We start from the raw sequence: 13,755 nt of genomic DNA, 5'->3' as shown, positions 1-13,755 counted from the left end.
CACGGCGACCGGCACGGCCCTCCCGACCTCGCCGACCGGACCCCGAACCGTTCCCCCGATCCTGCTCCCGGCGCGTGTCGTTTCCGCAGCCTGCGGCTGGATCTCTCCGTCTTTCCCCTTTGCGTCGTCCGTCGCCCTGCGCGCCGGCGTCGTTTCCCCCTTCCTGACAGGACACCCCCAGCCATGACTCCCTTGATCTTCGTAACCGGCGGCGTAGTGTCCTCGCTCGGCAAAGGCATTGCCGCCGCGTCGCTCGCCTCCATCCTTGAAGCCCGTGGCCTGCGGGTCACCATGATGAAGCTCGATCCGTACATCAACGTCGATCCGGGCACGATGAGCCCGTTCCAGCACGGTGAGGTGTATGTCACCGACGACGGTGCCGAGACCGATCTGGACCTGGGCCATTACGAGCGCTTCGTCCGCACCCGCCTGAGCCGCAAGAATTCGGTCACCACCGGCCGCATCTACGAGAACGTGATCCGCAAGGAGCGCCGTGGCGACTACCTGGGCGCCACCGTCCAGGTCATCCCGCACATCACCGATGAGATCCGCCGTTGCATGGATGAAGCCACCGAAGGCTTCGACGTGGCCCTGGTCGAGATCGGCGGCACCGTCGGCGACATCGAATCGCTGCCGTTCCTCGAGGCGATCCGCCAGGTGCGTACCGAGCGTGGCCCGGAAAAGGCGCTCTTCATGCACCTCACCCTGGTGCCGTACATCGCCGCCGCCGGCGAGCTGAAGACCAAGCCCACCCAGCATTCGGTGAAGGAACTGCGTTCGATCGGCATCCAGCCGGACGTGCTGCTGTGCCGCTCCGAGCAGGTGGTGCCGGAGTCCGAGCGCCGCAAGATCGCCCAGTTCACCAACGTCTCCGAACGGGCGGTGATCAGCGTGCCGGACGTGGATGTGCTGTACCGCATCCCGATGGGCCTGCACGAGCAGGGGCTGGACGAGATCGTCATCAACCAGTTCAAGCTCGGCGACAAGGCCGGTCCGGCCGACCTCTCCGAGTGGGAGGCCGCCGTGGATGCCACGCTGCATCCGCTCGATGAAGTCACCATCGCCGTGGTCGGCAAGTACGTGGACCACCAGGACGCCTACAAGTCCGTAGGCGAGGCGCTCAAGCACGGCGGCCTGCGCCAGCGCACCAAGGTCAACCTGAAGTGGCTGGAAGCGCAGGACCTGGAAGGCACCGACATGGGCGCCCTGAAGGACGTCGACGGCATCCTGGTCCCGGGCGGTTTCGGGGACCGTGGCTTTGAAGGCAAGGTGCTCACCTCGCAGTTCGCCCGCGAGCAGAACGTTCCGTACTTCGGCATCTGCTACGGCATGCAGGCCGCCGTGGTCGATTTCGCCCGTCACGTGGCCGGGCTGGAGGGCGCCAACAGCACCGAGAACGACCGCCAGTCGCCGAACCCGGTGATCGGCCTGATCACTGAATGGCGTACCGCCACCGGCGATGTCGAGAAGCGCGACGAGCGCTCCGACCTCGGCGGCACCATGCGCCTGGGCCTGCAGGAGCAGCGCCTGAAGCCGGGCACGCTGGCCCGCGAGCTGTATGGCAGGGACGTGGTGTCCGAGCGTCATCGCCACCGTTACGAGTTCAACAACCGCTACCGGACCCAGCTGGAGGACGCCGGCCTGGTGATCGCCGGCAAGTCGATGGACGACACCCTGGTTGAAGTGATCGAACTGCCGCGCGACCAGCATCCGTGGTTCCTGGCCTGCCAGGCGCATCCGGAATTCCTGTCCACCCCGCGCGATGGCCACCCGCTGTTCATCGGCTTCATCCGCGCCGCGCGTGAGCGCAAGGCCGGCGGCGCCCCGCTGCAGGCATGACGATGGACCCGTGGGCGGCGCTGGAAGCGCGCCGCCAGCGGCGGCACTGGCATGCCTGGCCGTGGGGCTGGGCGGCGCTCGTGCTGGGCGTCGGTGCGTGGGGCTGCGCCTTCATGCTGACCATCCTGGTGATGGCCAGCGTGGGCATGCCCGGCGACGGCAGCCACGCCATGCAGGCCACGCAGCCGTACCTGCTGTTCACCCTGGCGCTGTCGGCGGCGGTGGTGCTGGCCGCGCTGGTCTCCATCGTGCTGTCGTTCCGGCTACGCCGCCAGCGGGCCGGTGGCGCGGTGGGGTTGGCGTTGCTCGCGCTGCTGGCGGCGGTTCTGCTGCTGCCCGCGCTGCTGGCGCGCACCGCGTCCACGCAGGTGCTGATCGGTGACAGCACGCCGATTTGGCAAGCGGGGGGCGGGCAGGGATAATCACGCGGCACGTTTTCGGCGCTGTCCTTTGGCGTTTCCCCTTTCTGACTGGTAACCGGCCCGCTATGACCACGATCCGCAGCATCCACGCCCGTGAAATCCTCGACAGCCGTGGCAATCCCACGCTGGAAGCCGACGTTGTCCTGGAGGACGGTTCGTTCGGCCGCGCCGCGGTTCCGTCGGGCGCCTCGACCGGCACCAAGGAGGCGGTGGAACTGCGTGACGGCGACAAGACCCGTTACCTGGGCAAGGGCGTGCGCAACGCCGTGTCCAACGTCAACACCACCATCGCCACCGCGCTGAAGGGCTTCGATGCCGCCGACCAGGAAGCCCTGGACCGTCGCCTGATCGACCTGGACGGCACCGAAAACAAGGGGCGTCTCGGTGCCAATGCGCTGCTCGCCGTGTCGATGGCCAATGCCCACGCCGCTGCGGCGTCCAGGAAGCAGGCGCTGTGGCAGTACCTGGCGCAGGGCCGTGACGTGACCCTGCCGGTGCCGATGATGAACATCATCAACGGCGGCGCGCATGCGGACAACAACGTGGACTTCCAGGAGTTCATGGTGCTGCCGGTCGGTTTCCCCTCGTTCTCCGAAGCGCTGCGCGCCGGCACGGAAATCTTCCATTCGCTCAAGTCGGTGCTCAAGGGCCACGGCCTGAGCACGGCGGTCGGCGACGAAGGCGGTTTCGCCCCGGACTTCCGCAGCAACGTCGAAGCGCTGGACACCATCCTCGAAGCGATCGGCAAGGCCGGCTATACCGCCGGTGAAGATGTGCTGCTGGGCCTGGACGTGGCCTCCAGCGAGTTCTACGAGAACGGCAAGTACAACCTGGTCGGCGAGAACAAGCGCCTGACCTCCGATCAGTTCGTCGACTTCCTGGCCGACTGGGCCGCGCAGTACCCGATCATCACCATCGAAGACGGCCTGGCCGAGAACGACTGGGCGGGCTGGAAGCTGCTGACCGACCGCATCGGCAGCAAGGTGCAGCTGGTGGGCGACGATCTGTTCGTGACCAACCCGAAGATCTTCAAGGAAGGCATCGAATCCGGCACGGCCAACGCGATCCTGATCAAGGTCAACCAGATCGGCACCCTGACCGAAACCCTGGAAGCCATCGCAATGGCGCACAGCGCCAACTACGCGGCGGTTGTGTCGCACCGTTCGGGCGAAACCGAAGACACCACCATCGCCGACATCGCCGTGGCCACCACCGCCACCCAGATCAAGACGGGCTCGCTGTGCCGCAGCGATCGCGTGGCCAAGTACAACCAGCTGCTGCGCATCGAGGAAGCTCTTGGTGCCGGCGCGCGTTACGCCGGTCGCGACGCGTTCGTGTCGCTGAAGCGCTGATCCCATGCGCGACTGGCGCTGGCTCCTGCTGGTGCTCGCGGTACTGCTGGCATGGCTGCAGTACCGCTTCTGGTTCGGCCCGGGCAATTCGGGGGAAGTGATGACGCTCGAAGCCCAGGTCGAATCCCAGAGGCGCGACAATGCCGGCCTGCAGCAGCGGAACGACGCGCTGGCTGCCGAGGTCAAGGACCTCAAGGAAGGCGAGGCGGCCATCGAAGAGCGTGCGCGCAGCGAACTGGGCATGATCAAGCCTGGTGAAAAGTTCTACCGTGTGGTCGAAGACGCCCCGGTTGCGCCGCCGCGCGCACCCACGGTGGTGGCCGACCCGGACGCCCCGCATCAGGAAATACCCTGATGGGCACCGTATGGGCAGTGGTTCCCGCCGCCGGGCGCGGCACGCGCTTCGGCGGCGCCACCCCCAAGCAGTATCTGCTGGCGGGTGATCGCGTCCTGCTGGCGCATACCCTGGAGGCGCTGTTGTCGCATCCGGTGGTCGCCGGGGTGATGGTGGTGATCGCCGACCGGGACCAGGACTGGCCCGGTTGGACCTCGCTTGCCGACAAACCGATCCTGACCTGCGTGGGCGGCGCCACCCGTGCCGGCTCGGTGCTGGCCGGCCTGCAGGCGCTGCCCGACAGCGTGCGCGCCGACGATTTCGTGCTGGTCCATGACGCCGCGCGTCCCAACCTGGCCGCGGCCGATCTGGGCCGGCTGCTGGAAGTGGGCCGCAACGATCCGGTCGGTGCGATCCTGGCCGCACCGGTACGCGACACCCTCAAACGGGCCGGCGATGACGGTGGCATCGATGCCACCGAGCCGCGGGCGCGCCTGTGGCGCGCCCTGACCCCGCAGCTGTTCCGCCGCCATCAGTTGGCGCGCGCGCTGCAGGAGGCCGCCGACGCCGGCATCGAGGTCACCGACGAGGCGATGGCGATGGAGCGGCAGGGCCTGCGTCCGTTGCTGGTGGAAGGCAACGAAGACAACTTCAAGGTCACCACCCCGTCGGATCTGTCCCGTTTCGAATTCGTGTTGTCGCGTCGCGGAATCTGATTCCGCACGCAGCTTTCATCTTGCCAAGCCGGGCATAGCCCGGCGCTACTGTCAGGTTCACGCCATGAACACCCCGTTTCCTCCCGTCCGCATCGGACAGGGCTATGACGTCCACGCCTTCGGCGCGGGCGACCACATCATGCTTGGCGGCGTCCGCGTGCCGCACACCAGCGGCGTGCTCGCGCACAGCGACGGCGATGTGATCCTGCATGCGCTGTGCGACGCCATGCTGGGCGCGCTGGCATTGGGCGATATCGGCCAGCATTTCCCGCCGTCGGACATGCGCTGGAAGGATGCCGACAGCAGTCGCTTCCTGGAGCACTGCAACAGCCTGCTGCGCGAGCGCGGCTGGCAGGTTGGCAACACCGACATCACCGTGATCTGCGAACGGCCCAAGGTCGGCCCGCATGCGCTGGCCATGCGTGAACGCATCGCCGGCCTGCTCGGGATCGCGCTGGATGCGGTCAGCGTCAAGGCCACCACCTCCGAGCAGCTCGGCTTCACCGGGCGCGGCGAAGGCATCGCCGCCCAGGCTGCCGTGCTGCTGGTGGCGCTGTGATTCCGTTGCCGTTGGCGTTCGGCGCGCCCTTGTTGACCGCGAACATCCGGACCACGCCCGAAGACTTCCAGGTCGACGAGCTGCCGGCGTTCGAGCCCAGCGGGGAGGGCGAGCACCTGCTGCTCACCCTGCGCAAGCGCGGTGCCAATACCGTGCACGTGGCCAAGGTGCTGGCCCGTTGGGCCGGGCTGCCGGACATGGCGGTCAGCTACGCCGGCATGAAGGATCGCCATGCGGTCACCACCCAGCGCTTCAGCGTGCACCTGCCCAAGCGCGTCGCGCCGGATCCGGCGCTGCTGGCTTCCGATGAGATCGAGGTCGTCGACGCGACCTGGCACAACCGCAAACTGCAGCGCGGCGCGCTCGCCGGCAACCGCTTCAGGCTGGTGCTGCGTGAGGTGCAGGGCGATGCGGCGGCCATCGACGAGCGGCTGTCGCTGATCGCCGCGCGCGGGCTGCCGAACTGGTTCGGTGAACAGCGTTTCGGTCGTGACGGTGGCAACGTGCCGGCGGCACTGGCGATGTTCGGTGGGCGTCGCATGCGTCCGGACCAGCGCTCACTGCTGCTGTCCGCCGCGCGCTCGGCCCTGTTCAACCAGGTACTGGCCGAGCGCGTCGCACAGGGCAACTGGGATGCGCCGCTGGATGGCGAGGTGTGGATGCTGGACGGCAGTCGCAGCGTATTCGGACCCGAACCGTTCACCGACCTGCTGGCTGATCGTCTGGCCCGTTTCGACATCCATCCCAGCGGCCCCTTGTGGGGCGAAGGCGAACTGCGCAGCAGCGGCGCCGCGGCCACGCTGGAGCTGGCCGCGGTCGCCGACGAACAGTCCCTTGCCCTGCGTGCCGGCCTGGAAGGCGCGCGCCTCAAGCAGGAGCGTCGCGCGCTGCGCCTGCGCCCGGCCATGCTGCAGCATCGCTGGCTGCAGCCGGACGTACTGGAGCTGAGCTTTGCCCTGCCGCCGGGCTGCTATGCCACGGCCGTCCTGCACGAACTCGGCCCGGTGCACGATGCCAGCCAGGCCGACGCCCCGTAGCGCCGGGCGCTGCCCGGCTAGCGGTTGCTCAGCAGCACCAGCACCGCGCCGGTGCCCCCCTGTCCGGCGGGGGCGGAATGAAACGCCAGCACATCGTTGCGCAGGCGCAGCAGGCGATCGACCAGGTTCTTGAGTACCGGCGCACCGCCGTCGGACTGCAGCCCCTTCCCGTGGATGATGCGCACGCAGCCATAGTCGTGCGCATGCGCTTCCTGCAGGAACTGGCGCAGCATCGCGTCGGCCTGGGCAACGGTGGCGCCGTGCAGGTCCAGCTCGTCCTGGACGGAATACTGGCCGCGCTTGAGCCGCTGGAACATGCGCGCGGGCAGGGTGTCGCGCCGGTAGCTGGCGGTATCGCCGGCCTCCAGCGGGTTGCTGTCGCGCAGCAGCCGGGCAAACTCGCCGCGCGCCGCCTGGTCATCCTGCTCGGCCATGCGCGCGCGCGGTTTCGGCCGCGGCGTGGCGGGCGGCGGCGCGGCCGGCTTCTTCAGCGGTGTGACCGCCCCGATCGCCGAGCGGAACAGCGCCGCCGGATCTTCGTCTTCAGGATGTGACATGCGTACAGCGTAATGCGAGGCGATGGCCGCTGCCTACCGTCTGCGGGGTAGGACGATCTGCCCGCATGCGGCACAATAGCTGACGCACTTGCGCGGTCGATGCTCCCCGCACGGATGAGCATCGACCCCGCCAACGCTGGAAAGTGATGGAATCGAAGTCTTGAAAAATCAAGCGGTTAAATCGCAGATGCGGATCCTGGTCAGCAATGACGACGGTGTCGATGCCCCGGGCATCCGGATGCTTGCCACGGTGCTGCGCGAGGCCGGCCATGAAGTGATGGTGGTCGCCCCCGACCGTGATCGCTCGGGGGCCAGCAACTCGCTCACCCTGGACCTGCCGATCCGGCTCAAGCGCATCGACCACTACACCTGTTCGGTCGCCGGGACGCCCACCGACTGCGTTCACCTGGCACTGACCGGGCTGCTCGAGTACGAGCCGGACATCGTGGTGTCGGGCATCAACAACGCCGCCAACCTGGGCGATGACGTCATCTATTCCGGCACGGTCTCGGCGGCGATGGAAGGGCGCTTTCTCGGTCTGCCGGCGGTGGCGGTGTCGCTGGTGACGCACAACCACGAGGCGCGCAATTTCGAGACCGCCGCGCGCGCCGCGGTGGCGATCGTGGCGCGGCTCAAGGCCGATCCACTGCCCGCCGACACCATTCTCAACGTCAACGTCCCGGACCTGCCGTGGGACCAGGTGCGCGGCTTTGAAGTCAGCCGCCTGGGCAACCGCCACCGCGCCGAAGGCTGCATTCCACAGCGCGATCCGCGCGGCAACGAGGTGTACTGGATCGGCCCGGCCGGTCGCGAACAGGATTCCGGTCCCGGCACCGACTTCCACGCCGTGCGCAACGGCTTCATCTCGATCACGCCGATCCAGGTGGACCTGACCCGGTATCAGGCGCTGGAGAAAGTCGCCAGCTGGGTGGGCGGGCTCACCGCCGTCATGGATCGCCCGGCATGACCCAGCGCCTGCGCCTGCAGCCTGAAGCGGTCGGCATCGGCATGACGTCCCAGCGCGTGCGCGACCGGCTGGTCGACCGCCTGCGTGACGCCGGCATCGCCGACGAGGTCACGCTCAACGCGATCCGCGTCGTGCCCCGCCATCTGTTCATCGATGAGGCACTGGCATCGCGCGCCTACGAAGACACCGCATTGCCGATCGGCCACGGCCAGACCATCTCCCAGCCCTGGGTGGTGGCCCGCATGACCGAAGCGGTGCTGCAGTCCGCGCCCAGAAAAGTGCTGGAAGTCGGCACCGGCTCGGGTTACCAGGCCGCTGTACTCGGTGCGGTGGGTCTGGAGGTCTACACCGTCGAGCGCATCGGCGACCTGCTGCGGCAGGCGCGCAAGCGCTTCCGGGCGCTGGGCATGAACATCCGCAGCAAGCACGACGATGGTCGCGCGGGCTGGGCCGAGCACGGGCCGTACGACGCCATCGTGGTCACCGCGGCCGCCCCGGCGCTGGTGGATGCGCTGGTCGAGCAACTGGCCGTGGGCGGTCGCCTGGTGGCGCCGGTGGGCGGGCCCGGCGCGCAGTCGCTGGTGCAGCTCACCCGTCGCGACGACGGCAGTGTTGAACACCAGGTATTGGCGCCGGTCACGTTCGTGCCGCTGCTGTCTGGCATGCTGGATTGATTCCAAGGAGCGTTGCGTCATGAAGATCTTTGGCCCGCTGTACGAGCGGGCGATGAAGTGGGCGGCGCATGAGCGTGCACCCACGTATCTCACGGTACTGAGCTTCATCGAGGCGATCATCTTCCCGGTGATGCCCGAGGTGATGCTTGCGCCGATGTGCGTGGCCCAGCCCAAACGTGGCTGGTGGTTCGCCACGCTCAGCCTGGCTGGCTCGATGGCCGGTGCGCTGGTGGGTTACGCGCTCGGGCATTACGCGTTCGAGGCGCTCAAGCCGGTGTTCGCCGCGTTGGGCATGCTGTCGAGCATCGAAGGCGGCATCGCGGTGGTGCAGGCCAAGATGGCCGAATCGCCGTGGGCGGTGTTCACCTTCCTGGTGCTCGGCGGGTTCATGCCGATTCCGATGAAGGTCTTCACGTGGGCTTCGGGTATTGTCGGCGTGCCGTTGCCGCAGTACTTCCTGAGCATGCTGATCGGGCGGGGCAAGCGGGTGTATGTCCTGGCGGCTGTCATCCGCATCGGCGGTCCGCGCGCGGAAGCCGCGCTGCGGCGTTGGATCGAACCGCTGGGCTGGGTCGCGACCGTGCTGGTGGTGGGCTTGGTTGCCTGGCTTGTATGGAGGTCGAAGTTCGCATGAGTGTTGATCGTATGAGCAAGGGAGCGCGCGCCGGCGCGCTGCTGCTGGTGGTGTCCGCGTTGAGCGCCTGTGGCACCGCCACCGTGGTGCGCCCCTCGGGCAGCGGCGGCACCACCGCACATCCCACGCCGCAGAGATCGGTGGCCAAGCCGGGACAGACGGCAGTGATCCGCCGGGGCGACACGCTGTACGCGCTGGCCCGCATCCACAACATCACCCCGCGTGACCTGGCGGCGTGGAACGGGCTGTCCGAGCCGTACACGATCTACCCTGGGCAGACGCTCCGGCTGTACCCCGGTGGCAGCGGCAGCCGTGCACCGACCACCGTCGTGACCGCGCCGCGCCCGGGCACCGCCCCGACGCCGGCCCCCGCGCCGGCGCCGACCACGGCGATCAGGAGCAACATCAGCTGGCGTTGGCCGGCCGATGGCGCGATCGTCGGCAAGTTCGTCGCCGGCGAGGCGACCAAGCAGGGCGTTGACATCGCCGGCAGCAGCGGCCAGCCCGTGCGCGCAACCGCCGGCGGCGTGGTGGTGTACTCCGGCGCCGGCCTGGTCGGCTTCGGTGAGCTGATCATCATCAAGCACAGCGACCAGTGGCTGTCGGCCTATGGTCACAACCGCAAGCGCCTCGTCAACGAAGGCCAGAGCGTCAAGGCAGGGGAGCAGATTGCCGAGATGGGCCGCACGGGTGCCCCGCGCGACATGCTGCACTTTGAGATCCGTTACAACGGCAAGCCGGTCGACCCGCTGCTGTACCTGCCGCCGAAGTAACCGCCGCGCCGAGCGCGGCAACCCCCGGTAGCGCCGACCGATGGTCGGCTGGCCGCGCGCAGCGCGGCAATGATCGACAACGGCCAACCAGGCCGTCCGCATCCTCGCCAACAAAAAAGGCCGCCTGGCGGCGGCCTTTCCTGAACGGATTCCAGCAGGTTCAGCCGGTCAGGATGAATGCGGCCGCCACCTTCCGACCCTCGCTGGCGAGGATGTTGAAAGTGCGCGCGGCAGCCGGGTTGTTCATCACTTCCAGGCCGATACCGCGGGTCAGGCAGGCCGCCATCACCGCTGCTGGCGGGAACACCTGCGTGTCCCCGGTGCCCAGCACCACCAGCGCAGGATTCAACGCCAGCACCGGCTGCAGGTGGTCGGGGGTCAGTTCGGCGATGGTGGCCACCGGCCACGCCTCGATCAGCGTGTCCGGCGCCAGGATGAAACTGGAGGCCAGCGTCCGCTCGTTCACTTTCGCCGTACGGCCGTCGGCGGCACGCAGGGCGTAGGCGTAGTCGGGGATTTCGTGGCTCAGCTGCATGGGGTCTTCCGGAATCAGCCGCGCGGCAGGACGATCTGACGCTGTTCCTTGCTCGGGCGGTACAGCACGGCCACGTGGCCGATGCGCTGCACCAGGGCACTGCCGGAGGCCGCGGCCAGCTCGGCAATCATGGCGTCACGGGCCTCGCGGTCCTCGGCGGACACTTTGACTTTGACCAGTTCGTGGCGTTCCAGGACTTCGTCCAGTTCGGCCAGGAAGGCCGGCGTGACCCCCTTGCCGCCGATCTGCAGCAGGGCTTTCAGATCATGGGCGTGGCCGCGGAGGAAGCGGGTCTGGGACGAGGTCAGGGTGATGGACATTCAGGAAACAAGCGGTTAACTGGGGCGATCAGGGTATCATGACCACCCCATCCGGCCCGCATCCAATGGCAACGCGCAGCAAAAGCAGTCAACGCTGGTTGAAAGAGCACTTCTCCGACCCCTTCGTGAAGAAGGCCCAGGCCGAGGGCATGCGCTCGCGTGCGGCCTACAAACTGGAGGAGCTGCTCGAGCGTGACCGGCTGCTGAAGCCGCACATGGTCGTGGTCGACCTGGGCGCGGCCCCGGGCGGCTGGTCGCAGCAGATCCGGCGCCAGATCGGCGACACCGGCCGGGTCCTGGCCCTGGACATCCTGGAGATGCCGCCGCTGGCCGGCGTGGAGTTCCTTCACGGCGACTTCAGGGAGCAGGCCGTCCTATCGCAGTTCGAAGCCATGCTGGGGGATCAGCCGGTAGACCTTGTGCTCTCGGATATGGCCCCCAATAAAAGTGGCATGGACGCGGTCGACCAACCGCGGATGATGCACCTGGCGGAGTTGGCGATGGATTTCGCCGACCAGCACCTCAAGCCGGGTGGCGCGTTCCTGATCAAGCTGTTCCAGGGCGTGGGCTTTGACGACTACGTGCGTGAGATGCGCCGGCGTTACGACAGAGTGGTGATCCGCAAGCCTGAAGCGTCCCGAAAGCGCTCGCCCGAGGTTTACGCCCTGGGCCAGGGAAAACGCGCCCAGATCAAGTAAGCTCAACCATACGAATCGCGTCAGGAATTAAAGGAACACCGGAGCCAATGAGGATGAACGACTTGACCAAGAACCTCCTGCTATGGGTGGTCGTCGCCGTCGTGCTGATGGTGGTTTTCCAGAGCTTCTCGCCTAAGAGCAGCGGCGCTGGCGCACAGGGCACGACCTACTCGCAGTTCCTCGACCAGGTGGACAGCGGCAACGTCCAGAAGGTCACGCTGGGCGGCGACGCCCGTGGCGCGACCACCGAGATCTCCTACACCACCCGCGGTGGCCAGTCGGCCACCATCAGCGCGCCGTACGATCGCGACCTGATCAATGTGCTGCGCGGCAAGGGCGTGGAAATTGCCCAGGAAGCGCCGTCGAGCGGCATTTCGTTCGTCTCCATCCTGATGAACTTCCTTCCGGTGATCCTGATCATCGGCTTCTGGATCTTCATCATGCGCCAGATGCAGGGCGGTGGCGGTGGTGCCAAGGGCGCGATGTCCTTCGGCAAGTCCCGCGCCAAACTGCAGGGCGAAGACCAGATCAAGGTCACCTTCGCCGACGTCGCCGGCTGCGACGAGGCCAAGGAAGAAGTCGGCGAGCTGGTCGACTTCCTGCGTGATCCGACCAAGTTCACCAAGCTGGGCGGCAAGATTCCGCGCGGCGTGTTGATGGTGGGCCCGCCCGGTACCGGCAAGACCCTGCTGGCGCGCGCCATCGCAGGCGAAGCCAAGGTGCCGTTCTTCTCGATCTCCGGTTCGGACTTCGTGGAAATGTTCGTCGGTGTCGGCGCCAGCCGCGTCCGCGACATGTTCGAGCAGGCCAAGAAGCATGCGCCGTGCATCATCTTCATCGACGAGATCGACGCCGTCGGCCGCCATCGTGGCGCCGGCCTGGGCGGCGGTCATGATGAGCGCGAGCAGACCCTGAACCAGTTGCTGGTCGAAATGGACGGCTTCGAGGGAGGCGAGGGCGTAATCGTCATCGCCGCCACCAACCGTCCCGACGTGCTGGACCCGGCGCTGCTGCGTCCGGGCCGCTTCGACCGCCAGGTGGTGGTGGGCCTGCCGGACGTCAAGGGTCGCGAGCAGATCCTCAAGGTGCATATGCGCAAGCTGCCGCTGGCCGACGACGTCGTGCCGATGGTGATCGCGCGCGGTACGCCGGGCTTCTCTGGCGCGGACCTGGCCAACCTCTGCAACGAAGCGGCGCTGTTCGCCGCCCGCGGCAACGAGAAGGAAGTCCGCATGGACCACTTCGACCGTGCCCGCGACAAGATCCTGATGGGCGCCGAGCGCCGTTCGATGGCGATGAGCGAGGAAGAAAAGACGCTGACCGCCTACCATGAAGCCGGCCATGCCATCGTCGGCCGCCTGGTGCCCGAGCATGATCCGGTCTACAAGGTCACGATCATTCCGCGCGGCCGAGCGCTGGGCGTGACCATGTACCTGCCGGAAGGCGACAAGTACTCGATGAACCGCGTGGCGATCGAATCGCAGCTGTGCTCGCTGTACGGCGGCCGCGTTGCCGAAGAGCTGATCTTCGGTGCCGACAAGGTCACCACCGGCGCATCCAACGACATCGAGCGTGCCACCAAAATGGCCCGCAACATGGTCACCAAGTGGGGCCTGTCCGAGCAGCTCGGCCCGATCGCCTATGGCGAAGAGGACGATGAGGTGTTCCTGGGCCGTTCGGTCACCCAGCACAAGAGTGTGTCCGACGATACCGCGCGCCGCATCGATGAAGTCGTGCGCAGCATTCTGGACAAGGCCTACGCCCGCACCACCGAGCTGCTGACGGCCAACCTCGACAAGCTGCACACGATGTCCCAGTTGCTGCTGCAGTACGAGACCATCGACGCGCCGCAGATCGATGCGATCATGGAAGGCCGCGATCCGCCGCCGCCGGCCGGTTGGGGCAAGTCCAACAAGGACGGTGGCAGCAACAACGACAAGGGCGGCGACGCCCGTCCGCTGCCGCCGATCGCCGGTCCTGCCGAGCAGCACTGAGCGGGCAATGCCTGAACGACGAAGGCCGGGGAAACCCGGCCTTCGTCGTTTCCGTACAGGCTGCGACAGAGCCGCGCAGGGCCGTCGCCCGACCCGGGCGCGGGTCATAATGGCGACCCGTTTTCGCTTCCGTCCCGGAGTCGCCATGTCCATCCCCCCGCCGCAGCCGATCTCGCACACCGCCGAAATGGTGATCGCCACGATCGTGGGCGTGGGCATCGGCCTGGCCCGCGACAACCTGCTGCTCGGTGCCGGCATCGGCATCGCCGTCGGCGTGCTGTTGAGTATCGCCAAGACCCTGTACGTGGAGCGCAGGCGCCGCCAGCGCTGACCCCGGCAGCCGG

General features: G+C 67.5%; 17 protein-coding genes. 14 read left to right on the top strand and 3 right to left on the bottom strand.

Going from position 1 to position 13,755, the window contains the following annotated elements; genetic code table 11:
- The first annotated feature begins 183 nt into the window (after positions 1–183).
- The 7 genes from pyrG (at position 184) to truD (ending at position 6,259) form a co-directional block, all read left to right on the top strand.
- Complete coding sequence (pyrG, locus tag GDJ08_RS03635; RefSeq protein WP_017355625.1) at positions 184–1,839, top strand: CTP synthase; 1,656 nt, start codon at positions 184–186, stop codon at positions 1,837–1,839.
- Entirely contained in the window at positions 1,836–2,261 is a 426-nt protein-coding gene (locus GDJ08_RS03630) for a hypothetical protein (protein ID WP_017355624.1), read from the top strand. Before pyrG ends, GDJ08_RS03630 begins: the two co-directional genes overlap by 4 nt.
- Before the next feature lie 65 nt (positions 2,262–2,326).
- A complete protein-coding gene (gene eno / locus GDJ08_RS03625) occupies positions 2,327–3,613 on the top strand; it encodes a phosphopyruvate hydratase (RefSeq protein ID WP_017355623.1) in 1,287 nt (428 codons plus the stop codon).
- 4 nt (positions 3,614–3,617) lie between these two features.
- The gene (ftsB, locus tag GDJ08_RS03620) at positions 3,618–3,968 is read left to right on the top strand and encodes a cell division protein FtsB (protein WP_017355622.1); all 351 of its coding nucleotides are present in this window, start codon (positions 3,618–3,620) and stop codon (positions 3,966–3,968) included.
- Positions 3,968–4,663, top strand: coding sequence for a 2-C-methyl-D-erythritol 4-phosphate cytidylyltransferase (gene ispD, locus GDJ08_RS03615; protein ID WP_017355621.1), 696 nt, complete (start codon positions 3,968–3,970; stop codon positions 4,661–4,663). The genes ftsB and ispD overlap by 1 nt, the downstream gene beginning before the upstream one ends.
- A gap of 64 nt (positions 4,664–4,727) precedes the next feature.
- Positions 4,728–5,222 (top strand): 2-C-methyl-D-erythritol 2,4-cyclodiphosphate synthase, encoded by a 495-nt coding sequence (gene ispF / locus GDJ08_RS03610; protein ID WP_153164316.1) that lies wholly within the window; start codon positions 4,728–4,730, stop codon positions 5,220–5,222.
- Positions 5,219–6,259, top strand: a complete 1,041-nt coding sequence (truD, locus tag GDJ08_RS03605) for a tRNA pseudouridine(13) synthase TruD (RefSeq protein WP_017355619.1) — start codon at positions 5,219–5,221, stop codon at positions 6,257–6,259. Before ispF ends, truD begins: the two co-directional genes overlap by 4 nt.
- A 17-nt stretch (positions 6,260–6,276) precedes the next feature.
- On the opposite strand, the gene GDJ08_RS03600 is transcribed toward truD, so the two are convergent.
- Positions 6,277–6,816: a Smr/MutS family protein gene (locus GDJ08_RS03600; protein WP_136006373.1), complete on the bottom strand. Its 540-nt coding sequence runs from the start codon at positions 6,814–6,816 to the stop codon at positions 6,277–6,279.
- A 187-nt stretch (positions 6,817–7,003) separates the two neighbouring features.
- Here GDJ08_RS03600 and surE point away from each other — a divergent pair, with 187 nt between their 5' ends.
- Genes surE through GDJ08_RS03580 form a run of 4 tightly spaced genes read left to right on the top strand, consistent with a single transcriptional unit; the run spans position 7,004 to position 9,864 of the window.
- Positions 7,004–7,783 (top strand): 5'/3'-nucleotidase SurE, encoded by a 780-nt coding sequence (surE, locus tag GDJ08_RS03595; RefSeq protein WP_153164315.1) that lies wholly within the window; start codon positions 7,004–7,006, stop codon positions 7,781–7,783.
- Positions 7,780–8,457 carry a protein-L-isoaspartate(D-aspartate) O-methyltransferase gene (locus tag GDJ08_RS03590; protein WP_136006377.1) on the top strand — a complete coding sequence of 226 codons (678 nt, stop codon included), beginning with the start codon at positions 7,780–7,782 and terminating at the stop codon, positions 8,455–8,457. Before surE ends, GDJ08_RS03590 begins: the two co-directional genes overlap by 4 nt.
- A 19-nt stretch (positions 8,458–8,476) precedes the next feature.
- Positions 8,477–9,091, top strand: a complete 615-nt coding sequence (locus tag GDJ08_RS03585; RefSeq protein ID WP_136006378.1) for a YqaA family protein — start codon at positions 8,477–8,479, stop codon at positions 9,089–9,091.
- Positions 9,088–9,864, top strand: a complete 777-nt coding sequence (locus tag GDJ08_RS03580; RefSeq protein ID WP_136006380.1) for a peptidoglycan DD-metalloendopeptidase family protein — start codon at positions 9,088–9,090, stop codon at positions 9,862–9,864. The genes GDJ08_RS03585 and GDJ08_RS03580 overlap by 4 nt, the downstream gene beginning before the upstream one ends.
- 160 nt (positions 9,865–10,024) lie before the next feature.
- On the opposite strand, the gene GDJ08_RS03575 is transcribed toward GDJ08_RS03580, so the two are convergent.
- Together GDJ08_RS03575 and yhbY are read right to left on the bottom strand one after the other, a co-directional pair.
- Positions 10,025–10,399, bottom strand: a complete 375-nt coding sequence (locus tag GDJ08_RS03575) for an Mth938-like domain-containing protein (protein ID WP_017357614.1) — start codon at positions 10,397–10,399, stop codon at positions 10,025–10,027.
- 14 nt (positions 10,400–10,413) lie between these two features.
- Positions 10,414–10,719 (bottom strand): ribosome assembly RNA-binding protein YhbY, encoded by a 306-nt coding sequence (gene yhbY, locus GDJ08_RS03570; protein WP_017357613.1) that lies wholly within the window; start codon positions 10,717–10,719, stop codon positions 10,414–10,416.
- A gap of 65 nt (positions 10,720–10,784) precedes the next feature.
- On the opposite strand from yhbY, the gene rlmE reads away from it, so the two are divergent.
- The 3 genes from rlmE (at position 10,785) to GDJ08_RS03555 (ending at position 13,742) form a co-directional block, all read left to right on the top strand.
- Positions 10,785–11,417 (top strand): 23S rRNA (uridine(2552)-2'-O)-methyltransferase RlmE, encoded by a 633-nt coding sequence (gene rlmE, locus GDJ08_RS03565; protein ID WP_017357612.1) that lies wholly within the window; start codon positions 10,785–10,787, stop codon positions 11,415–11,417.
- A 53-nt stretch (positions 11,418–11,470) separates the two neighbouring features.
- A complete protein-coding gene (gene ftsH, locus GDJ08_RS03560) occupies positions 11,471–13,411 on the top strand; it encodes an ATP-dependent zinc metalloprotease FtsH (protein ID WP_017357611.1) in 1,941 nt (646 codons plus the stop codon).
- 145 nt (positions 13,412–13,556) lie between these two features.
- On the top strand, positions 13,557–13,742 hold the full coding sequence (locus GDJ08_RS03555; protein ID WP_017357610.1) for a hypothetical protein: 186 nt from the start codon (positions 13,557–13,559) through the stop codon (positions 13,740–13,742).
- Positions 13,743–13,755: the final 13 nt, after the last annotated feature.

The sequence above is a fragment of the Stenotrophomonas nematodicola genome (assembly GCF_009467805.1).
Taxonomy (GTDB): domain Bacteria; phylum Pseudomonadota; class Gammaproteobacteria; order Xanthomonadales; family Xanthomonadaceae; genus Stenotrophomonas; species Stenotrophomonas nematodicola.
This window is presented reverse-complemented; position numbering and strand designations above follow the sequence as displayed.

Excerpts from the sequence above, each read along its gene's own strand:
- GDJ08_RS03580 (WP_136006380.1), top strand. The coding sequence starts at position 9,088 with ATGAGTGTTGATCGTATGAGCAAGGGAGCGCGCGCCGGCGCGCTGCTG.
- GDJ08_RS03555 (WP_017357610.1), top strand. The coding sequence starts at position 13,557 with ATGTCCATCCCCCCGCCGCAGCCGATCTCGCACACCGCCGAAATGGTG.
- ispF (WP_153164316.1), top strand. The coding sequence starts at position 4,728 with ATGAACACCCCGTTTCCTCCCGTCCGCATCGGACAGGGCTATGACGTC.
- ftsB (WP_017355622.1), top strand. The coding sequence starts at position 3,618 with ATGCGCGACTGGCGCTGGCTCCTGCTGGTGCTCGCGGTACTGCTGGCA.
- yhbY (WP_017357613.1), bottom strand. The coding sequence starts at position 10,719 with ATGTCCATCACCCTGACCTCGTCCCAGACCCGCTTCCTCCGCGGCCAC.
- GDJ08_RS03600 (WP_136006373.1), bottom strand. The coding sequence starts at position 6,816 with ATGTCACATCCTGAAGACGAAGATCCGGCGGCGCTGTTCCGCTCGGCG.
- pyrG (WP_017355625.1), top strand. The coding sequence starts at position 184 with ATGACTCCCTTGATCTTCGTAACCGGCGGCGTAGTGTCCTCGCTCGGC.
- ispD (WP_017355621.1), top strand. The coding sequence starts at position 3,968 with ATGGGCACCGTATGGGCAGTGGTTCCCGCCGCCGGGCGCGGCACGCGC.
- rlmE (WP_017357612.1), top strand. The coding sequence starts at position 10,785 with ATGGCAACGCGCAGCAAAAGCAGTCAACGCTGGTTGAAAGAGCACTTC.
- GDJ08_RS03590 (WP_136006377.1), top strand. The coding sequence starts at position 7,780 with ATGACCCAGCGCCTGCGCCTGCAGCCTGAAGCGGTCGGCATCGGCATG.
- GDJ08_RS03630 (WP_017355624.1), top strand. The coding sequence starts at position 1,836 with ATGACGATGGACCCGTGGGCGGCGCTGGAAGCGCGCCGCCAGCGGCGG.
- eno (WP_017355623.1), top strand. The coding sequence starts at position 2,327 with ATGACCACGATCCGCAGCATCCACGCCCGTGAAATCCTCGACAGCCGT.
- ftsH (WP_017357611.1), top strand. The coding sequence starts at position 11,471 with ATGAACGACTTGACCAAGAACCTCCTGCTATGGGTGGTCGTCGCCGTC.
- GDJ08_RS03585 (WP_136006378.1), top strand. The coding sequence starts at position 8,477 with ATGAAGATCTTTGGCCCGCTGTACGAGCGGGCGATGAAGTGGGCGGCG.
- surE (WP_153164315.1), top strand. The coding sequence starts at position 7,004 with ATGCGGATCCTGGTCAGCAATGACGACGGTGTCGATGCCCCGGGCATC.
- GDJ08_RS03575 (WP_017357614.1), bottom strand. The coding sequence starts at position 10,399 with ATGCAGCTGAGCCACGAAATCCCCGACTACGCCTACGCCCTGCGTGCC.